At 62.6% G+C, this 19,559-nt stretch carries 16 protein-coding genes and 1 pseudogene; 11 read left to right on the forward strand and 6 right to left on the reverse strand.

Features of this window, described 5'->3' with window-relative positions; translation table 11 throughout:
• Nucleotides 1-41: 41 nt before the first annotated feature.
• Nucleotides 42-602, forward strand: coding sequence for a DinB family protein (locus tag ACPPVP_RS11370; RefSeq protein ID WP_426537800.1), 561 nt, complete (start codon nt 42-44; stop codon nt 600-602).
• Between the two features lie 94 nt (nt 603-696).
• Here ACPPVP_RS11370 and ACPPVP_RS11375 read toward each other — a convergent pair whose 3' ends face one another.
• A complete protein-coding gene (locus ACPPVP_RS11375; RefSeq protein WP_426534129.1) occupies nt 697-2,568 on the reverse strand; it encodes a sensor histidine kinase in 1,872 nt (623 codons plus the stop codon).
• Nucleotides 2,569-2,913: 345 nt separating this feature from the next.
• On the opposite strand from ACPPVP_RS11375, the gene ACPPVP_RS11380 reads away from it, so the two are divergent.
• Nucleotides 2,914-3,327, forward strand: coding sequence for a VOC family protein (locus ACPPVP_RS11380; RefSeq protein WP_426534131.1), 414 nt, complete (start codon nt 2,914-2,916; stop codon nt 3,325-3,327).
• Nucleotides 3,328-3,533: 206 nt separating this feature from the next.
• Here the strand turns inward: ACPPVP_RS11380 and ACPPVP_RS11385 are convergent, their stop codons facing one another.
• Together ACPPVP_RS11385 and ACPPVP_RS11390 are read right to left on the reverse strand one after the other, a co-directional pair.
• Entirely contained in the window at nt 3,534-3,824 is a 291-nt protein-coding gene (locus tag ACPPVP_RS11385; RefSeq protein ID WP_426534133.1) for a hypothetical protein, read from the reverse strand.
• Nucleotides 3,825-4,893: 1,069 nt separating this feature from the next.
• Nucleotides 4,894-6,339: a helix-turn-helix domain-containing protein gene (locus ACPPVP_RS11390; protein ID WP_426534135.1), complete on the reverse strand. Its 1,446-nt coding sequence runs from the start codon at nt 6,337-6,339 to the stop codon at nt 4,894-4,896.
• A 344-nt stretch (nt 6,340-6,683) separates the two neighbouring features.
• Between ACPPVP_RS11390 and ACPPVP_RS11395 the strand changes: the two genes are divergently transcribed.
• The 4 genes from ACPPVP_RS11395 to ACPPVP_RS11410 all read left to right on the forward strand — a co-directional run bounded on the left by ACPPVP_RS11395 (nt 6,684) and on the right by ACPPVP_RS11410 (nt 10,072).
• Nucleotides 6,684-8,318 carry an isocitrate lyase gene (locus ACPPVP_RS11395; protein WP_426534137.1) on the forward strand — a complete coding sequence of 545 codons (1,635 nt, stop codon included), beginning with the start codon at nt 6,684-6,686 and terminating at the stop codon, nt 8,316-8,318.
• Between the two features lie 30 nt (nt 8,319-8,348).
• Nucleotides 8,349-8,555, forward strand: a complete 207-nt coding sequence (locus ACPPVP_RS11400; RefSeq protein WP_426534139.1) for a DUF4170 domain-containing protein — start codon at nt 8,349-8,351, stop codon at nt 8,553-8,555.
• Between the two features lie 219 nt (nt 8,556-8,774).
• Entirely contained in the window at nt 8,775-9,332 is a 558-nt protein-coding gene (locus ACPPVP_RS11405; protein WP_426534141.1) for a hypothetical protein, read from the forward strand.
• A 29-nt stretch (nt 9,333-9,361) separates the two neighbouring features.
• On the forward strand, nt 9,362-10,072 hold the full coding sequence (locus tag ACPPVP_RS11410) for a glycine-rich domain-containing protein (protein WP_426534143.1): 711 nt from the start codon (nt 9,362-9,364) through the stop codon (nt 10,070-10,072).
• Between the two features lie 8 nt (nt 10,073-10,080).
• Here ACPPVP_RS11410 and ACPPVP_RS11415 read toward each other — a convergent pair whose 3' ends face one another.
• A complete protein-coding gene (locus tag ACPPVP_RS11415; RefSeq protein ID WP_426534145.1) occupies nt 10,081-10,971 on the reverse strand; it encodes a metallophosphoesterase family protein in 891 nt (296 codons plus the stop codon).
• Nucleotides 10,972-11,066: 95 nt separating this feature from the next.
• Between ACPPVP_RS11415 and ACPPVP_RS11420 the strand changes: the two genes are divergently transcribed.
• The 5 genes and pseudogenes from ACPPVP_RS11420 (at nt 11,067) to ACPPVP_RS11440 (ending at nt 15,177) form a co-directional block, all read left to right on the forward strand.
• Nucleotides 11,067-11,555, forward strand: a complete 489-nt coding sequence (locus tag ACPPVP_RS11420) for an NUDIX domain-containing protein (RefSeq protein ID WP_426534147.1) — start codon at nt 11,067-11,069, stop codon at nt 11,553-11,555.
• A gap of 77 nt (nt 11,556-11,632) precedes the next feature.
• A pseudogene (locus tag ACPPVP_RS11425) lies at nt 11,633-12,390 on the forward strand (IS5 family transposase).
• Nucleotides 12,391-12,471: 81 nt separating this feature from the next.
• The gene (locus ACPPVP_RS11430; protein ID WP_426534149.1) at nt 12,472-13,614 is read left to right on the forward strand and encodes a hypothetical protein; all 1,143 of its coding nucleotides are present in this window, start codon (nt 12,472-12,474) and stop codon (nt 13,612-13,614) included.
• A 46-nt stretch (nt 13,615-13,660) separates the two neighbouring features.
• Nucleotides 13,661-14,596 carry a glycosyltransferase family 2 protein gene (locus ACPPVP_RS11435; RefSeq protein ID WP_426534151.1) on the forward strand — a complete coding sequence of 312 codons (936 nt, stop codon included), beginning with the start codon at nt 13,661-13,663 and terminating at the stop codon, nt 14,594-14,596.
• A 68-nt stretch (nt 14,597-14,664) separates the two neighbouring features.
• On the forward strand, nt 14,665-15,177 hold the full coding sequence (locus ACPPVP_RS11440) for a GNAT family N-acetyltransferase (protein ID WP_426534153.1): 513 nt from the start codon (nt 14,665-14,667) through the stop codon (nt 15,175-15,177).
• Between the two features lie 48 nt (nt 15,178-15,225).
• Here the strand turns inward: ACPPVP_RS11440 and ACPPVP_RS11445 are convergent, their stop codons facing one another.
• Both ACPPVP_RS11445 and ACPPVP_RS11450 read right to left on the reverse strand, forming a co-directional pair.
• On the reverse strand, nt 15,226-17,019 hold the full coding sequence (locus ACPPVP_RS11445) for a cation:proton antiporter (RefSeq protein WP_426534155.1): 1,794 nt from the start codon (nt 17,017-17,019) through the stop codon (nt 15,226-15,228).
• A 131-nt stretch (nt 17,020-17,150) separates the two neighbouring features.
• Complete coding sequence (locus tag ACPPVP_RS11450) at nt 17,151-19,544, reverse strand: TonB-dependent receptor (RefSeq protein WP_426534157.1); 2,394 nt, start codon at nt 19,542-19,544, stop codon at nt 17,151-17,153.
• Nucleotides 19,545-19,559 lie beyond the last annotated feature (15 nt).

The following is a 19,559-nucleotide window of genomic DNA, read 5'->3' on the forward strand; positions in this document are numbered from 1 at the left end:
CGCTCCTGCAGGAGGGGCGGGAGAGAGAGGTGACGGCGTCAATGAATGATGTGCTTCCCTACCGCACGATGGCGTACAACAACGCCTGGGCCAACCACCGGCTGCTCACCGCCTGTCTCGGGCTTTCGCCGGAAGAATTCACCGCGAAACGAACCGGCTTCTTTCCAAGCCTGCGCGCCACGCTCAACCACATCCTGATCATCGACCATTTCTACGTCGACGCGATGGAAGGCGGCACGCTCGGCCCGGCGGCCTTTGCGGATCCGGAGCCTTGTGCGACGGTCGCAGCACTGAAGGAAGCCCAGGCCGCGGTCGACCAACGTTTGCTCAAGGTCGTCGAAGCGCTCGACGGCGCGGGATTGCTGCGCATCGTCTCCGTGCATCGCGGCACCTCCATCCAGCGCGAGCGGATGGACCGCCTGCTGCTGCATCTGTTCCAGCATGACGTGCACCATCGCGGGCAGGCCCACAGTATGCTCTCGGGCACGTCGGTGAGTCCGCCGCAGCTCGACGAGTTCTTCGCGGTAGGCGAAGCGCCGTTGCGGGCTGTGGAGTTTGCGGAGCTTGGCTGGACGGAGGAGCAGATCTGGGGCGGCTCGTAGGGCGAATTAGCGCAGCGCAATCCACCGACTATTTACGAAAGGGAGGCGGATTACGCCTACGGCTAATCCGCCCCACATGAACGCCACGGACGCCTTACGCAATCAACGGCAGCCTAATTCGAAAAACCGCTCCATTCCGGTTCTCAAATTCTATCTGGCCATCGTGTGCCGTGACGATCGTGCGAGCGATCGAAAGACCCATGCCCATGCCGTGATCCTTGGTTGAAAAAAATGGTTCAAATATCTTGGTCGCGGCTTCCGGGGCCACGCCCGGTCCGGTGTCCTCCACAAGGACCTCGGCAAACCGCCGATCTCGTGTTGTCGTCACGGTCACGGTGCGCTGAGTGTGTGGCGTATCCAAAACGGCATCCATCGCATTGAGAATCACGTTGGATAGGATCTGTTGCAACTGGATCGGATCGCCATTGATGCGCAGCGGCATCTTCGTCGCTTCGATTCGCATCGTGATTTCGCCAGACTTGGCTTGCGCCGAAAGGAATTTGACCGATTCGAAAACCAGATCGTTCAGGTCGAATTCCTGCCTCTGAAAGGGAGCCTTGCTGACAAAGCTGCGCAGGCGCCGAACGACTTCGCTGGCCCTTCGATTGTCACGCCAGATATCGGCAAGAATCGCCTTCACTTCGCCGAGGTCGGGAGACGGCGACGTGAGCATAAGCCGGGCAGTTTCTGTATTGGTCAGGATCGCGCCCAGCGGTTGATTGATTTCGTGGGCGATCGATGCGGACAATTCGCCCGCCGTCGAAAAGCGATTGACATGGGCCAGTTCGATTACCCGCTCCCTAGACTCCATCTCTGCCAACTGCCGCCGCCGCCGCTCGAACAGAAGCAGCGTGATGAGGCCGCCTTGGAGCGCAAGCGCTGCGCAGGTCGTCACAATCTGCCAACGATAGGATTCCCAGGCGGTGCGCGGCCTGAAATGGATACTGCTCCCCGGCGGAAGGTCGCTCTCGCTGATTCCCCACCGCTGCATTTGCCGCCAGTCATATCTGGGCGATGCGTATTTCATCGGTGGGGTTTTGATGTCACCTGCTTTTTCACCGTCGAGGATGCGGGTCGCGACGGTCGCCGCTATTCGGCTTCCCTCAAGCACGGAGAACATTGGGCCGCCGACGATTGCTCCGTCGAAATAGGAATCATCGTAAGAGAAGATCGGCGCGTTGGCCCTGGAAGCGACCTTGTTCAGAGCATTGCCGGTCTCATGCACGACCCCGGCCGCATCGACATTCATGAGGACCGAGAAGATCGCGCTATCGGGTGGAAGACGCTCTACATCCCTTAGAATGTCTTCGAATGGAAGTTCATTGTACCATCTTAGTTCGACCCGGCCCTTCAATGGTGCGAGCCCTCGGCGTAATTCCTCCGTCCAGAACCGTTCGATTGGAGAAGCGCCAATGAGAATTGCGATGGTTTTCGTGCGGGGCAAGACGTGCAGGATATTCTCGAAAACGGCGGGAATATCGTTCGTAATTGGGACTACAGTATCGTTCTCGGTCAGTTTTTCGTATTGGACCCGGCGGTGGTCTACGGCCGTAATGACCATCGGCACCCTTGGAAAGAGCTGCTGGCGATGCTGCTGGACGAAGGTTGCTGCCGGCCCGCCGAAGGCGATGATCAGGTCGAGCGGGTGCCCGGCGTAAAGCGCGCTCAGATAGTCCACGAACGGCGCTTCTGACTGTTCATCGCTGACGCGCGCGTTCACGAGCGCGTGGTCTACAAAGTCCACGGACTTGCGCGACTGCCGGTTGATCTCCGAACGAATGGTCTCGGCGTAACTGCCCCAGGGCCTGAAGCGCGGACCAAACGAATGCAGCATCATGACGCGTCTGGACTCGCTTGCTGCCGCACCGGACGCCGTCGTTCCCAGAAAAAATGCGACGGCGAATAGATAGAGGACGGGCAACGCAAGGAACGTCAGGAGCGATAGAGCGTTTCGACGGTGGCGCATCGCGCATCTCACGGGGGATACCGGCTCGTATCCGGCCATGATGAACCCGATCGGTCGCTTATGGCAACACCGCGCGATGCCTGGAGTCATTTGCGACCCATTGGCTCATGCGGGCTGTTCGTCAAAAGATGTCGATCGGCGGTCAAGACCGCATTGACGTGATACATTCAAAGGTAGCTGTAAATAATAAAGCAGTCTTAGAGTGTATTGAACCGACATCACTTGACCGAGTTGAGTGCACGGGCAGGCGAGCGACAGGCTCTACAGAATGAGCGGTTGTTGATGCGGCGGCCGCCGTGCGACACTTGCCGATGCAAGTGGCTCAAGATCTGTCGGACAACAATCGTGAACGATCAAAACCAACCCTCCACTTCACCCTTCCAGTCCATCCGCACCATCGACTATACCGTCATCTTCGTGCGCGACATGGCGGCGATGCGCGGCTTCTATGAGGGCGTCCTGCGCTTCTCCCTGACGCGCGAACTGTCGGCGGGATGGATCGAATATCAGATCGGCGGCAACACGCTCGCGCTGTCGCGGCCGGGCCGGACGGCGAAGGATGCGCCGACGCCCACAGGCAGCGCGTCGCTGCAGCTCGCGTTCAAGGTTGCGGTTGATGACGTCGATCGCTGCGCCGACGAGCTGGCGCGGCACGGCGTCGATCTGCTCGAACCGCCGACCAACCAGCCGTTCGGCCATCGCACGCTGTTCTTCCGGGATCCCGATGGGAATCTGCTGGAGGTGTATGCGGAGATTTGATGCGGGCGATAGCCGTAGCCCGGATGAGCGAAGCGATATCCGGGGCCTTGGCGCGATCCCCGCATGTCGCTGCGCTCATGCGGGCTACGGGTGTCGTAAAAACCGGTAGGGTGGATTAGCCGAAGGCGTAATCCACCGCGGGACAGTCCGCGCGTCGAGACCTTGGTGTGTTACGCTTCGCTAACCCACCCTACGAATGCCGCGCCCTAGTTCAGCGTCAGCCACACCAGGTTGCCGTCGTGGTTGCAGGTATTGCAGTGTGCCGGCTGGTTGAAGGTGTTGGCGAGCTGCCATTCCTGCGCCTCGTTGCTCCATTGCGCGGTGGCGTGGCAGATGATGTCGTCGGAACTGCAGGCGACGCAGACCGGCGTGGCGCGGGCGGCGCAATTCGTCGCTTTCTGCTCGATCGGCTGCGGCCGGTCCTGGGGGGCGCGATCCTGGGTGCCCCAGTCCTGGGTCGTTTCAAATGGGTTGACCAGTCTGAGGCGTCGCAACATCGGTCCTGCATCCATCCGCGAGTTCTGGGAATCTCACCTTTCAAACTAGCGAATCGGCTTGGCCGTTCCATCGCAAAATTAAGGAATACCCACGTTTTAAGTGTGATCGTCACCAGCGGGACACAGAAGCAGCTTTCCGGTGAGAAGGCGGTTCATATCGCGCTGCGTCCATGACGAGAGGTATTTTTGAAGGCTCGCATCCGTGAACGCGCGCACGCAAACGGCTCTGCATCGATGCCCGGCCGCGGTGCGAGAACGTGTCAGCGCTTTCTGTCGCGATCCGCTTCGGCCGACGCAGTGGTCAACGCCCTCCGCGGCGCGCTCTCCGAATGATGGGGCCGTTGCGCCCAAACGAAAAGTTTCTCAATTATTTCAAGCTGATTTGCCCGGTCCAGCCTCGCGCGAAAAAACAATCCGCTTCGCGCGAGACCCAAATCAGTCCTAGAACTCCCGCCATCCCGGCCCGCAAGAGGGGCGTATCGCGATCGTCACGGACGTTGGGTCGGGCTGCAGTGGACGCGAGAGCGCCCGGCGCGTGATTGGAATCGCAGGGCGGGTTTCCCGTGAGCGATGCCGGCGCGCCAGACGAATGGCGCAGTTGCGTACGGCGAAGGCGTGTGGTTCTGGCACCCGTGGCTGGTGTCAAGCTGGCGGAGATTTGCCGGGCCCAACCGGGCGTCGGGGAATCGTCAATTCGTCGGCGATGGAGGCAAGAGGAATTCGTCTCCAGGGAGAGCGCGTTATAAGCCGTCAAACCATTGCGCAGGGAAGGCCGGATGCCTCGGTTGATACCTGTATGCTCGTGTGCGTTTTTGTTTGCTCATTGCACACGAGACCTCGGGTGCCAGCCAGCACCCGGTCTTCCCTGCGCCCTCTAAATTTTCGGGGGCTTGAGAATTCAAGCACAACTCGGGCGCAGCGCGTCGCGGGAATGCTTTCACTCGTCATCGTCCGCGAAGGCGGGCGATCCAGTATTCCAGAGACGCCAGTGATTGAATCGATAAGCCGCGGCGTACTGGATGCCCCGCCTTCGCGGGGCATGACGAATGGTGGTGGGGCGACTGCCCCCTCACAATTCCCGCGCATTCGAAAACGCAAACGAGCTCACCCGCCGCGTGTTCTCATCCAAAATCAGCGTCCGCGTGATCGGCGGCTCGGCGCGCTGGCTGCAGTTTTCGCGTTCGCAGAGCCGGCAGTTGACGCCGATCGGCGTGCCCTGGGCCTTCTCCAGATCCATCCCGGCGGCATAGACGAGCTTTGCGGCATGGCGGATTTCGCAGCCGAGGCCGATCGCAAAGCGCGGCTGCGGCTGCGGGTGCGGCGCCACCGGCCGGCGCACCATCTGCGCGATCGAGAAATAGCGCGTGCCGTCGGGCAGTTCGATCACCTGCTTGAGCAGGCGGTCCGGCGTATCGAAGGTCGAATGCACGTTCCACAGCGGGCAGGTGCCGCCGAATTTCGAGAACGGAAACGTACCGGAGGAAAATCGTTTCGAGACGTTGCCGGCATTGTCGACGCGCAGCAGGAAGAACGGCACGCCGCGCGCGTTCGGCCGCTGCAGCGTGGTGAGGCGATGGCAAACCTGCTCGAAGCCGGCATTGAAACGCTGTGCCAGCACGTGCACGTCGTAGTTCAGCGTTTCGGCCGCGCTGTGGAACGGTTGGTAGGGCATCATCGCGGCGGCGGCGAAGTAATTCGCCAGCGTAATCCGATAGAGCCGCCGTGGGGTGTCGTCGAGCGGACCCGCGCGGTTGACGATGGAGTCGATGGCGGCGCCGCATTCGGTAAGCCCAATCTGCAGCGCGAGCTGGAAGGCGCGGCCGGAGCCGTCCACCAGTTCGGAGATCAAAAGCTGCCGGCGATGGCGGTCGAACCGCCGCAGCGTCTCGCGCATCACGTCAACCGGCATGATACGGGTCACGATCGAATGCCTTTCGCGCAGCCGCGCCGACAGCGCAGCAAACAGCTCCTCGGCGGAAACGTTGAGTTCGTCGCGCAGGTTTTCCGCGGCCTGTTCGAGTTCCGGAAAATAATTGCGGTTGGCCTCGATCAAATCGCGCACGCGCTCGATCGGGTTGGCCTCGAAGCGGGTGCCCTCGTCGCGGTCGGCCATTTGCGCCGCCACCAGCGTCTCGCCGCGGCGGGCCTCGGTATAGGCGGCGTAAAGCCGTTGCAGGGAATGAGTCACACCGGGGCACAGTTCAGCCAGATCCCGCAGTTCCTGCTTCGGCAGGTCGATCTGCCGGAACAGCGGATCGGAGAAGATCTCGTTCAGCTCGGCGAAGAAGCGGTCCTCGTCGGCGGTGGCGAGGTCGCGCAGATCGAGGTCATAGGTCTCGGCCAGCCGAAGCAGGATCTGCGCCGTTACCGGGCGCTGATTCCGCTCTATCAGGTTGATATAGCTCGGAGAAATGCCCAGGCCCTCGGCGATCTGAGTCTGCGACAGGCCGAGCTGCTGGCGGATGCGCCGGAAGCGGGGGCCGACGAAAAGCTTCTTTCCGGAGTCGGTGGCCATTTGAGTTTCCCAGCTCTTTCAACGGGTTCGGTTAGCCTCGCCCCCTTCTTAACGGGGAGAGGTCGGCGCGCAGCGCCGGGTGAGGGGCTCCTCCGCGAGTCGACTGCGTGGAGAGAGCCCCTCACCCCGACCCTCTCCCCGCAAGAGCGGGGAGAGGGGGAACAGGCAGTTCCGCTGCCTCATTTTGTGACAAAATTGACAAAATGACATCTATGACAAGTTTAGATGTTACATGACATCACCATTCGAAATCAAGCCATCTATACGAATTACGAAGTTTAGCGTTTAGCTCTCAGCACGTTTCGCGATGCACTGTCACGAATGTCGATTGAAGGATTATGCAAATGAACTACCAGCCACGCGGGATTGACCAGGCTATCCAGGGACCCGCTTCCTATGCGAGCGCGATCAGCGCCGCCAAGGCGCTCCTTGAGACCCAACCGACCTGGAACGGCGTCACCGCCGAGGCCGTGGCGCGTATGCGTCTGCAGAACCGCTTCAAGACTGGCCTGGACATCGCCCGCTACACCGCGGCGCTGATGCGCAGCGATATGGCGGCCTATGACGCCGATCCCACCAAGTACACCCAGTCGCTGGGTTGCTGGCATGGCTTCATCGCGCAGCAGAAGCTGATTTCGGTCAAGAAGCACTTTGGCAAGACCGATCGCCGCTATCTGTATCTGTCCGGCTGGATGATCGCTGCACTGCGCTCCGAGTTCGGACCGCTGCCCGATCAGTCGATGCACGAGAAGACCTCGGTGCCGGCGCTGATCGAGGAACTCTATACGTTCCTCCGTCAGGCGGACTCCCGTGAAATGAACGACATCTTCCGCGCCATCGACGCCGCCCGCAAGGCAGGCGACAAGGCGAAGGAAAAGGAACTGATCGAAAAGATCGACAACTTCCAGACCCATGTCGTGCCCGTCATCGCCGACATCGACGCCGGCTTTGGTAATGCCGAGGCGACCTATTTGCTCGCCAAGAAGATGATCGAGGCGGGTGCGTGCGCCCTGCAGATTGAAAATCAGGTCTCCGACGAAAAGCAGTGCGGTCACCAGGATGGCAAGGTGACGGTGCCTCACGAAGTGTTCCTGGCGAAAATTCGCGCCTGCCGCCATGCGTTCCTCGAACTCGGCGTCGAAGACGGCATCGTCGTGACCCGCACCGACTCGCTCGGTGCTGGTTTGACGCAGCAGATCGCCGTCAGCCACAAGCCCGGCGACCTCGGCGACCAGTACAACAGCTTCCTGGATTGCGAGGAAGTGACCGCCGCCAATGCGAAGAACGGCGATGTCATCATCAATCGCGACGGCAAGATGATGCGTCCGAAGCGGCTTGCCAGCAACCTCTACCAGTTCCGTGCCGGAACGGGCGAAGATCGCTGCGTGCTCGACAGCATCACCTCGCTGCAGAACGGTGCCGACCTGCTGTGGATCGAGACCGAGAAGCCGCATATCGAACAGATCGCCAAGATGGTCGACCGCATTCGCGAAGTCATTCCGAACGCGAAGCTGGCCTATAACAACTCGCCCTCGTTCAACTGGACGCTCAACTTCCGTTGGCAGGTGTACGACGCGATGAAGGAAGCCGGTAAGGATGTCAGCAAGTACAACCGCGCCGACCTGATGAAGGTGGAATACGACGATACGCCGCTGGCGATTGAAGCCGACGAGCGCATCCGCACCTTCCAGGCCGATTCAGCCAAGCGTGCCGGCATCTTCCACCATCTGATCACGTTGCCGACCTATCACACGGCCGCGCTGTCGACCGACAATCTCGCCAGGGAGTATTTCGGCGACCAGGGCATGTTGGGCTATGTGAAGAATGTTCAGCGCCAGGAGATCCGTCAGGGCATCGCCTGCGCCAAGCATCAGAACATGGCCGGCTCCGATATCGGTGACGAGCACAAGGAATATTTCGCAGGTGAAGCCGCGCTGAAGGCGGGCGGCGCCCACAACACGATGAACCAGTTCGGCTAACACACAGCTGACGACAGCAGGAGACTAGTCATGACGAAGAGCAATTTCTGGGTGATTGGCGGCGAGTTCGGATCGATGAACTTCCACAAGCTCGTGGAAGGCTCCGCCCAGGTACAGGGACCCTTCAAGACCCGCGCAGAGGCCGAGGACGCCTGGCGCACGGTCTCGGAAGAGAACCGCCACAAGGCCGGCGTGCGCTTTTCGATCGTTGAAGAGCCCTCCCGCGTCTCGGCCTGATACCCTTAAGAAACGGCCCAAGGACAGGCGGCCCCATCCGGACAACCGGGTGGGGCCGCCTGCTTTCTCAAGGTGGGCATCGAGGGAGCCGGGGTGGGGTCCCGCTGCTGACCCAGAACCCGGTGGATCGCTAACCCATTGCAAATAAACAGCCATTGCGCGCGAGGTAGTTACTGATAGGTTAACGGGGCCCACCTCTCAGGATAAAGGCGGCTACCGATGGCAGAAGCGCAAAACACCGGCAACGAGGCCCGCGACATGCGACCGACGCGGCTGCGCGACGCGCTCCGTCAGGCCCGCATCGAGGCCGCCGACCGCACCGGCGTCGTGGTCGAGCTTCGCGATGCCGAAGTCGCCCGGCTCGAGATCCTGAACGAGGCGCTCGATCCGCTGTTCGCCCAGGTGCCCGAGCAGATCGACCTGTTCGATCGCGGCGTCAGCCAGGGCGAGACCCCGCGGCTGTGGATCGACGTGGTGGCGCATGTGGTGATGGGGCGCGACAAGCGCATCTATCGCTTCGTGCAGGATACCCGCTTCGGCCGCATCGTGATCGCGGAGTCGCATGACGTGCCTGTCATCGTCGATGCCGTCACCGGCTATGTCGCGCGCCGCATGATCGAGCGCGAGCATGCGATGGTGGCAACGTCGGTGGCAGCCGAGCCGGCCGTGGAGAAAAAGCCGCGCCGCCGCGGCTTCGGGGCCTTCGTGCTCGGCTTCGTGCTGGGCGCGGTGGCGCTGTTCGGATTGGCGCTGTATGCGAGCCTGAAGAATCTGTAGGGGACGGCGGCTCGGCATTCGGGGGCATCGTGGCAGCGTCAACTTCGCCGGTACCGTTCGTCATCCTGCTTGCGGCCGCGCTGTTCGGAACGTCCTGGCTCTACGGCAAGTGGCGCACGCTGCGCCGCGCCGAATTCATCCGCACCTTCCGCTGGCCGCGCGGGTTGCTCGAGCGGCTGGAGAAGCATCATTCAGGCTTTGAGCGCAAGGACAGCGCCCTGGTCTCGCGCGGCTTGCGGCAATTCTTCCTCGCCTACCTGATGAGCGGCAAGCGCCCCGTCTCGATGCCCTCGCAAGTCGCCGACGATCTCTGGCACGAATTCATCCTGTACACCCGCGACTACGACGCGTTCTGTCGCCGCGCCTTCGGCGGCTTCCTTCACCACACCCCGGCCGTTGTCCTCAGCGAGCACCGCAAGAGCAACGAGGGCCTGCGGCGTGTCTGGTGGTATTGCTGCAAATACGAGAACATCGATCCGGTCCGCCCGACGCGCCTGCCGCTGTTGTTTGCGCTCGACAGCAAGCTCAATATCGCAAACGGGTTCGTCTATCGCCCCGACTGCGAAGAACTGCGCAAGAACGGCAGCGGCGCCGCGTATTGCGGCGGCGATTTCGCGGATACGTCGTTCGACGGCAGTTCGGACGGGTTTGGCGATAGCGGCAGCGACGCAAGCGGTGATGGCGGCGGGGACGGTGGTGGTGGCGGCGACGGGGGCGGCGGCTGCGGCGGCGGGGATTGAGGACTTCGCTAGAGCAGCGTCGTCTGCTTGATCTGCTTGACGCGGAAGTCGGCGTCGATGGCGCGCACGGTCTGCACGCAGCGCCATTGGTTGCCGTCGCGCGCGATCGAAAACAGATTGTAGGCCGCGGCCGGATAATGCCGGTGCGCCAGCGCCGACGCCGACGGCACGCCAACCGCGGGGATCTGGCGGTCGGCGCCTTCGAACCACATCGTCGAATGGATGTGGTCGTGGCCGTGCAGGACCAGTTCGACGCCGCGCCGCTTCAGCACGGCGCGGAGCGCCTTCGAATCGGTCAGCCGCTTCATCCGCGAATTCGAGTGCAGGGGGTGATGAACCAGCAGCACCCGGAAGGCCTCATCGGCAGACATCTGTGCCAGATCGCGATCAAGTGCGTCGAGCTGCGCGCGGCCAAGCCGGCCGGTCGCCATCAGCGGCGGCGTCGGCACTGCCGAGGACACGCCGATCAGCGCCACCGGTCCGCGCCGGCGTACGAATGGAAACGGCGTGCCGTCCGCCGCGGCATCGCCGCGCAGATATTGCCCGAACGCGCCGGCGAAACGATGCCGCGTCGCCCGCACATAGGCGTCGTGATTGCCGGGAACGACGGTGACCCGTTGCGGCGTGCCGACGCTTTCGAGCCAGGCCTGGGCCGGGGTGAATTCCGCCTCCAGCGCAAGGTTGACGAGATCGCCAGTCACCGCGATGTGGTCCGGCCGCTGCGCCTGCATGTCGGCGACCAGTGCGTCAAGCACCTCGCGGCGGTGATATTTGTGGCGGTTGCGGGTCCAGTTGAGATAGCCCAGCGCGCGCTTGCCCGCGAGATCCCGAAGCCGTGCCTCGGGCAATGGTGGCAGATGCGGATCGGACAGATGCGCCAGCGTGAAAGGTTCGGTCATTCGCGCTCCGCCGCCTTCGCCGTGATATAGAGCCGTCGCACGATCATACCGGCGATATAAGGATCAAACGTGATAGCTGTCCATCCGAGGTTTGCGTGACGGCGCTGCAGCACTTGCGAAAACGCCTCGAACCGCAATTGCGACGGGCGTTCCACCTCTATTGGCGGATGGCCCGCGGCATGACGCTGGGCGCCCGCGGCGTCGTGCTCGACGGCGATAACAAGGTGTTTCTGGTCCGGCACAGCTATGTCGCCGGCTGGCATTTGCCGGGCGGCGGCGTCGAGGTCGGCGAGACATTCCTTGAGGCGCTGCGGCGGGAGCTTTCGGAAGAGGGACGGATCGAACTGACCGCGGAGCCGGTCCTGCACGGCCTGTTCTTCAACGGCCACGTCTCCCGCCGTGACCATGTCGCCGTCTACATCGTCAGGCATTTCCGGCAGGACCGGCTGCCGGAGCCCAACCAAGAGATCGTCGAGTGCGGATTCTACGATGCCGGCGCACTGCCGGCGGATACGACCCAAGGTACGCGGCTACGGATCGCCGAAGTGCTCGACGGCGCGGCGCCGATTGCGACGTGGCGCTAGGACCGATCGACATTCAGGATTCCCAAGTGGTTTGATCGCTGATTCATAGAGTTCCGTGATTCGACACGGAGCAGATGATGGCGGCGAAGCGATATGAGCTGACCGAGGTGCAATGGGCGAGGATCTCGCCACTGCTGCCGGGGAAAGCTGGCGACCCGGGACGTACGGCTGCGGATAATCGTCTGTTCGTCAACGGATGTCTGTGGGTTTTGCGATCGGGGGCACACTGGAGCGATCTGCCAGAGCGGTACGGCAAGTGGAAAACGGTGCACCAGCGCTTCAGTCGCTGGTGCCATGCTGGCGTCTGGGAGCGCGTATTCGCTGCTCTGACCGCCGATCGCGACAACCATTACCTGATGATCGACAGCACCATCATTCGCGCCCACCAGCAGGCGGCGAGCGGAAAAGGGGGGCCAAAGATCAGGCGCTGGGGCGTTCCCGAGGCGGACTGACTACCAAGATCCACATGCTGGCCGATGCCCTGGGCCGTCCGCTCCGCTTTATCGTCACGGCTGGGCAGGTCAATGACATCACCCAGGCGCCCGCCCTGCTGAATGGCCAGAGCGGCGATGCCGTGCTCGCCGACAAAGCCTATGACAGCAATGCCCTGCGTGCGATCATCGCGGAAATCGGCGCAACAGCGGTGATCCCGTCAAACCGCACCCGCAGGATCATCATTCCGCACGACGCCGACGCCTACAAACAGCGCAACCGTATCGAGCGCTGCTTCTGCCAACTCAAACACTTCCGACGCTTGGCAACCCGTTACGACAGGCGAGCCACCAACTTTACCGGCTTCATCCATCTCGCTGCCGCAATAATCTGGATGCAATGAATGTCGATCGGTCCTAGGGTCTGCTCGTGCTAGTAAATCCAACAGCGCAGATGTCAGATGCCGGGGGGCGGCCAGACAAGAATGCAAATTCTGAAGATCCTGTGCGCAATCGGCTTCCTCACCGTGGTGGCCAGCAACATCTGGTGGATATCCGGCTGGATCGAGGCCCGCGGAGTCTATGACGATATCTGCTATCTTCGCCAGGCGCATTTGTTCGAGAGGTTCGGTCTCCGTGGCATCGACACCAATATTGTCCTGGATGACGATCAGTATTTCGTCGGCAAGCTGAAGGCGATCGGCTTTCCGGAATGGAAAGACGTGAAGCGATTTCCCTGCCACACTTGGATTCCGGGCACCGAAAAATATGTGCTGCAATATCCGCCGGGGACGGGCTTTATCCTCTCGCTGTTTCCCGCTGGATTCCAGGTTATCCCGCTCTACGTACTGACGTCGGTCGCCGCCGTTGCCTTTTCGTTGATTGCGCTGGCCTATGCGGCTACTTTCTACCGCCTGCTGCTGGTGACCGCATTCGGCGACAGCGCGATCTATCTGATGATCAATCCGACGAAGGCGAGCTACTCGGTGGCGCCCACGATGATGGTTTGCGCGCTCGCGGGTTTTCTGACGGCGAAGTTGTTCAAGGCCGAGCCGCGGAATCAGGTCTTGCTATGGGCGCTGCTGGGACTCTTGATCGGCCTCTCCGTCAATTTTCGCCTGCCCAATTTGTTTCTGGCGGCGGGCTATTGCCTGTATCTTGCCGGCGCATTCCTGCTGGCGCGCAGCAAGGAGACTTTCCTGCACGGGGTATCGTTCGGCATCGCCTTCCTGATCGGGATCACGCCGACATTGATCGCGAATGCGATCAATGCGGGTAGTCCGTTCTCGACCACCTATGGCGGCGTCGACCTCGCGCCGCCCGAGCTGAATCCGACCGTACTGTTAAGCTACCTCGTTGACGTTCAATTCACCTTGCTGGCGATCTCGGTCGCCTGGACCGCCTTGCTCTGGCGCTTCGGTCGGGGCTACGCCCGACCGGTTGCCCTCCTGGTCGCCGTAAACCTCGCGGTAAACCTGATTTTCTTCATGACCCATCCGATATTTACGCCATATTATATCATTCCGATCGACATGCTCTCGCTCTGGACTTTGCTGTTCGCAACGCTCGATCTGCGCGGCGAACGGGCCGCGGACAGTGCGGCCTTCCCCCAACCGGCCAACGCCTGATTGCGGTATGACGCGCCATGGACGGATTTAATTCGGTGAGCCGGCGATGACGACACCAGCGCTGCGGATTGCGGTTCTGGTGCCGTGCTTCAACGAGGAGGCGGCGGTAACGACCGTGGTCTCCGACTTCCGCAAGGCACTGCCGACTGCCGAGATTTTCGTCTACGACAATAACTCCAAGGACCGCACCATCGAGGTAGCGCGCGCGGCAGGCGCCATCGTGCGCAGCGAGCGTCGCCAGGGTAAGGGGCACGTGGTGCGGCGCATGTTCGCCGATGTCGATGCCGACATCTATGTGCTGGTCGATGGCGATGCGACCTATGACGCGCCGAGCGCCCCGCGCATGATCGATGCGCTGGTCGGCGACCATCTCGATATGGTGGTGGGCTTTCGCGTCGACCAGTCGGTCACCGCCTACCGGCCCGGCCACCGCACCGGCAACTGGATGCTGACGAGCTTCCTCTCGGCGGTGTTCGGCCAGGCGTTCAAGGATATCCTTTCCGGTTACCGCGTGTTCTCGCGCCGCTTCGTCAAATCCTTTCCGGTGCTGTCGGATGGTTTCGAGATCGAAACCGAGCTCAGCGTGCACGCGCTCGAACTGGCGCTACCGGTGGTGGAAATCGAGACGCCATATTTTGCCCGTCCCGAGGGCTCGTTCAGCAAGCTGAACACCTGGCGCGACGGTTTTCGGATTCTCGGCACCATCCTGAAGCTGTACCGGTCGGAAAAGCCGCTGCGGTTCTTCACGGTCATCGGCGTGTTCCTGATGCTGGTCTCGATCGGCCTCGCGATTCCCGTGATCATCACCTATCTCGAGGAAGGTATCGTGCCGCGGCTCCCCACCGCCGTACTGTCGATGGGCCTGATGATTGTGGCGGTGCTGTCGGTAACCTCGGGGCTGGTGCTCGATACGGTAACGCGCGGCCGCCGCGAGATGAAACTGTTGGCCTATCTGTCCCAGCCGGCCATCAAAAGGGACTAAGGCAATTCGGGGATTGCCGCCTCCGGCGGTGGACCGCGCCGCCGCCAGATGCTATCTGGCGCCCCATCATGAGCGAACTTGACGTCACCATCCTGGCCGAAACACCCAAGGACGCGCAGGCGATCGAACGCCTGCACGAACGCACATTCGGTCCTGGCCGTTTCGTGCTGAGCGCGTACCGCCTGCGCGAGCATGTCGATCATCTGCTCGACCTCTCGTTCACGGCGCGGATCGGCACGTTGCTGGTCGGCTCGGTGCGACAGTTGCCGATCTGCATCGGCGATACACCGGCCCTGATGCTCGGGCCGTTGACGGTCGAGCCGCCATTCCGCAGCCGCGGCGTCGGCCGCATGCTGCTCGATCGCTCGCTGCAGGACGCCAAGGCCAAGGGCCATCGCCTCGTCATTCTGGTCGGCGACGAACCTTATTACGGCCGCGTCGGCTTCAACGTCATACCGAAGGGGCGGGCGATCATGCCGGGTCCCGTCGATTACAGCCGACTTCTGGTGGCGGAGCTGGTCGAAGGCGCGTTCGAGGGCGTCTCCGGCGATATCCGGCCGGACTGGAGCAAGGCGCGGTAGCGTAGCGCACCGGCCCGTACGGTCGGGCCGCCCGTCGTCGTTCGCAGGTCAGTGAGACGATTTCCTTCGGACGCCGGTTGTCTCTCCGGCAGGCCGGGTACCTCCCGCGGCCTGCTGCAATTCGTGCCGGAATTCCTCGCGCTTTTCGTGGATGGAGGCGACGACCAGCCCCATGGCCACGCCGAGGCCGATCAGGGCTGCTTCCGACAACAACAAGCTTGCTTCGATGGTCTCGGGAACGGCGTCGGTGACGCCGATCTGATAGAGATGCCGCGCATGGTCGGCGTCGCGGGCGCGCGACACCACCAGCATGTCCTGCCTGAGCGCGCGGACCTGCGCGACAATTTCGTCGATGCCTTTGGCCTCGCCGATGGTGACGATGACGGCCTCGGCCTGCATGAGGCCGCAACTCTTCAGGAATTCCGGATTGGTCGCGTCACCGTAATAGACGGTGCGTCCCTGCCTGCGCTGCTCCGGCACGGCCGCGGCGTCATTGTCGACGGCGATGTATTGGAACTGGTGCCGATCGAGCATCGCGCAGACCACCTGTCCGACCCGGCCGTGTCCGATGACGATGGCATGACCAGCGCTCGCGCTGGGTGCGACGGCAAGTTCGGGGTCGAGCGGCTTGTCTTCGCGCACCATTGGCGCGAGCCGCCGCGCGACATGGGAAAGTGCGGGAATGAACACCATGGTCAGCGACGTCAGCGCGACCGTGAAGCTCGACACCTTGGCGTCGATCAGGCCGAGCGTCGTCGCCATGCCGATAGCGACAAAGGCGAACTCGCCGCCCGGGCCGAGCAGGAGGCCCGTTTCGATCGACGCGCGCCAGGACAGGCGAAACAGCCGGGCGAGGGCGGTGAGGATGATGGATTTCACGGCAACAAGCCCGATGGCGCTTCCAAGCAGCCAAACAGGATCGCGGGCCAGTTCGCGGAAATCGATGTTCATGCCGACTGTAAAAAAGAACAGGCCGAGCAGGAGACCTTTGAAAGGATCGATGGCGGTCTCGATCGCCTTGCGAAATTCGGTCTCGGTGAGCAGCAGGCCGGCGACGAAGGCGCCAAGCGCCATGGAGAAGCCGGCCACCGCGGCGGCCACCCCGGTTGCGACGATTACGAACAGCGTGGTGGCCACGAACAGGTCGCTCATGCCCACGGATGCGACCAGACGGAACAGCGGCCGCATCACCACGCGGCCGACGATGACGATCACGCCGAGCGCGATGACGGCGTTGGCGATCGCCAGCATGAGCGCGCCGGCAACCGAACCGGTTTCGCCGGCGCCGAAAATCGAGATGAACAGCAGCAGCGGCGCCACCGCCAGGTCCTGCGCCAGCAGGATCGCGAAACTGGCGCGGCCCGCGCTCGTGTTCAGCCGTCCCTGCCTGGAAAGCACGTCGATGACGATGGCAGTCGACGACAGCGCCAGGCAGGCACCGACGATGAGCGGCACCGGCGGCTTGCCGCCCGCAAGGATCACGACTGCGCCGATTGCGGTGGCGGAGAACACGATCTGCAGGCTGCCCAGTCCAAAAACCAGGCGGCGCATCGTCTTCAACCGCTCATAGGACAGTTCCATGCCGATCAGGAACAGCAGGAACACGATGCCGAGGTCTGCGAGACCTGCGACGTTCTTGGCGTCGACCACGGTGAACCAGTACAGGAACGGGAATTGGCCGATAAACGAACCGAGCCCCAGGGGACCGAGGATCGCGCCCGCCCCGAGATAGCCGAGGACGGGATTGAAGCCGAACCGGCGCACCAATGGAATGACGATGCCCGCAGTGCCGAGCAGGACGAGGGCATCGCTGTAGACCGCAATGTTGATCGGCGAGGGCATCTATCCGTGTTCGTCAGCGCGCGTCGGGCAAGGCATGTCGTGAGCGGTGCGATATCCTGGTCCGGTATCCACCGTCATCAATGCCGACGTTAGCTGGTACCACCAGCCAACGCCACCCGTCGGCGCCAGCTCTAGAACTTCAGATTGGCGAACGCGCGCACGCCGATGCCTGGCATCAGAACCTGGTCCTTGGTGTAGGACACAGAATTGCGGATGTTCTCGTTCAGCAAATTGTTGCCGACGAGGCCGACCGTCATTTCCCGCGCGCCGAACCAGGACGGATCGAGCTTCGTCCTGTAGCTGACCTCCGCCTTCAGCAGATTATAGCCCGCGGTCGGCGTCTCGCCGATCGGGGCGATATCGTTCTGCGCAAACGCGTGCAGCAGGTTGATCCGCGTCAGCCAGTTGGCGTCGCGCCAGAAAAATCCGCCGCCGACACGCACCGGCGGGATGCGCGGGACGTTGGTGCCGTCGCTGAAGGTCGCGCGCACCACATCGAACTGGTTCTCGATGCCCCAGATGCCGCCGTTGAGCGGGCCGATATCCAACTGGCTCTGGAATTCGCCGCCGCGGAAGGTGGCGTCGCGCTGCGAATAGATCGCCTGATTCAATTCGAGCGGAGCGGCCGGATTGGCGGGGCTGACACAGGCGACATCCTCGCAGGTGTTGCCGGTGAGGCGGCGGTAAATGAAGCCGTTGAATTTGGTGTAATAGGCGGTCGCTTCGAACCTGAAAGGCCCTGTCGCCTTGCGCAATCCAACCTCGATCGTCTTGGCGGTTTCGATGCCGAGGTTGGGGTTGCCGATATCGAAGGTGCCGGTGGCGTCGTGTGCCCCGCGCGAGAACAATTCCGCGGGCTTTGGCGCGCGCTCGACATATTGAGCGGTGATGCTGGCAACCAGTTGGCCCGGCAGATTCTGAATCATGCCGATGCTCGCGCTCTTCGGTGTGAAGTTCAGGTTGCGTGCGGTTGGTGGACCAATGGCGGCGGGGTCGACGTTGAGGTCGAACAGGTCAGGAATGAACGCCGGCGTCGTGCCACTGAGGCTGACATGCTCGATACGGCCGGCGATCTGCGCCTTGGTGGTGTCGGTGAACTTGAGTTCGTTGAAGACGTAACCGGCGACCTTGGTGTTCCTGTTCGGGTCCCACAATCCGTTGAGCGGGCTACCGGGATCGTCCGGGCTCGGCGCCGTCAGTTGCTGGTGGCTGGCCTGCAATCCGAGCGCGGTGGTAACGGCGGCGAAGCGCGCGTTGAACGGCGCCATCTGTACTTCGACGCGGCCTTCCTGCTCCTTGTTGGTAAAAGTCTGCCGCACGCCCAATGACGAGAGGTCGGCGGGATCGGCGAGGCCGATCTCGTTGTGCTTGTAGTCGGTCGCGCTGGCCCAGAACCTGACGGCATCGATCGCCGCCGCGTCCGGCCGGTATTCGCCCCTGGCCGAGAACTTGGTCTGGTGTGCCTCGATCCGGGTCTGGTGATCGGCTCCGTCGATGCCGGGGATGCGATACAGCGCGTCGTTCTGCGTGATCGCGGCGCCGATGAAGCCGCCATGGAAGATGTAGGAGCCGCCGACGGACGCACCGTCGGCCTGCGCGGCCGAGTTCGGTTGCCTGCCGTTCACCGGCCGCGTCTGGTCGAACAGATAGGGGTAGCCGGGAATGGAGTAGTCGCCGGCCTTGCGGCCATAGGCATCGGCGTGGACGGCAAAATTGCCGCCACCGGCATCGAGCAAAATGCCGCCTTCAACGCCGCGATCGACCGAACTGACGGCCGTGCGGGTTTCGACGGTGACGCATGATGCTGATTGCGCATCCGCCAGCGGCGCCTTGACCGGCAGCCCGTAGCTCTGGAACGGCGCGGCGGGGCAGGAGGGCAGGGCCTCCGGAATGCGGTTGTTGGTGGCGCTGACGACGCCGCCGATCGAGGTCGAGCCGTAGCGCAACGCTGCGGGTCCGCGCACGACTTCGACCTGATTGGTGGCCAGGGGATCAATCGGAACGAAATGATCCTCGCCGAGGTCGGAGACGCCGCCGCCGCCGGTACCGTTCTCGACGATGCCGACGCGGTTGCCGTCGAGGCCCCGGATGATCGGCCGGCTGGAGGCGCCCGGCGCGAAGCTGGAGCCGGTGATGCCGGGTTTTGAAAACAGGAGATCGCCAAGCGTCGCGCCGCCGGAGCTGCGGATTTCCTCGTTCGGCACAACGGTCACGGTCGCGAACGGATCGGTCACGACGGGCAGCACGCCTTGTTGGGGCGCGGCGGCGACGGGCGCGGGTTGTGGTTCTGCTGCGCGTTCGCGATTCTGGCTGGGCGCCGCGCGCGCGACCCGCGAGGGTGTGCGTGAAGGCACCACCGGTTTGCGCCGCACGATCGGGCTTGGCGCCGTCACGGTGATTTCAGGCAGTTGTGTCGATGCGGATGGCGCTGCCGCGTCCTGCGCCAGTGCACCGTCGGCCATCGCGCATAGCAATAGCCCGCTTGCTCCACCGAAATGGAACGCTCGTTTCTTCTTCGATGTCATTGTTCCGATCCTGAT

This window comes from Bradyrhizobium sp. McL0615, from assembly GCF_049993905.1.
Classification (GTDB): Bacteria; Pseudomonadota; Alphaproteobacteria; order Rhizobiales; family Xanthobacteraceae; genus Bradyrhizobium.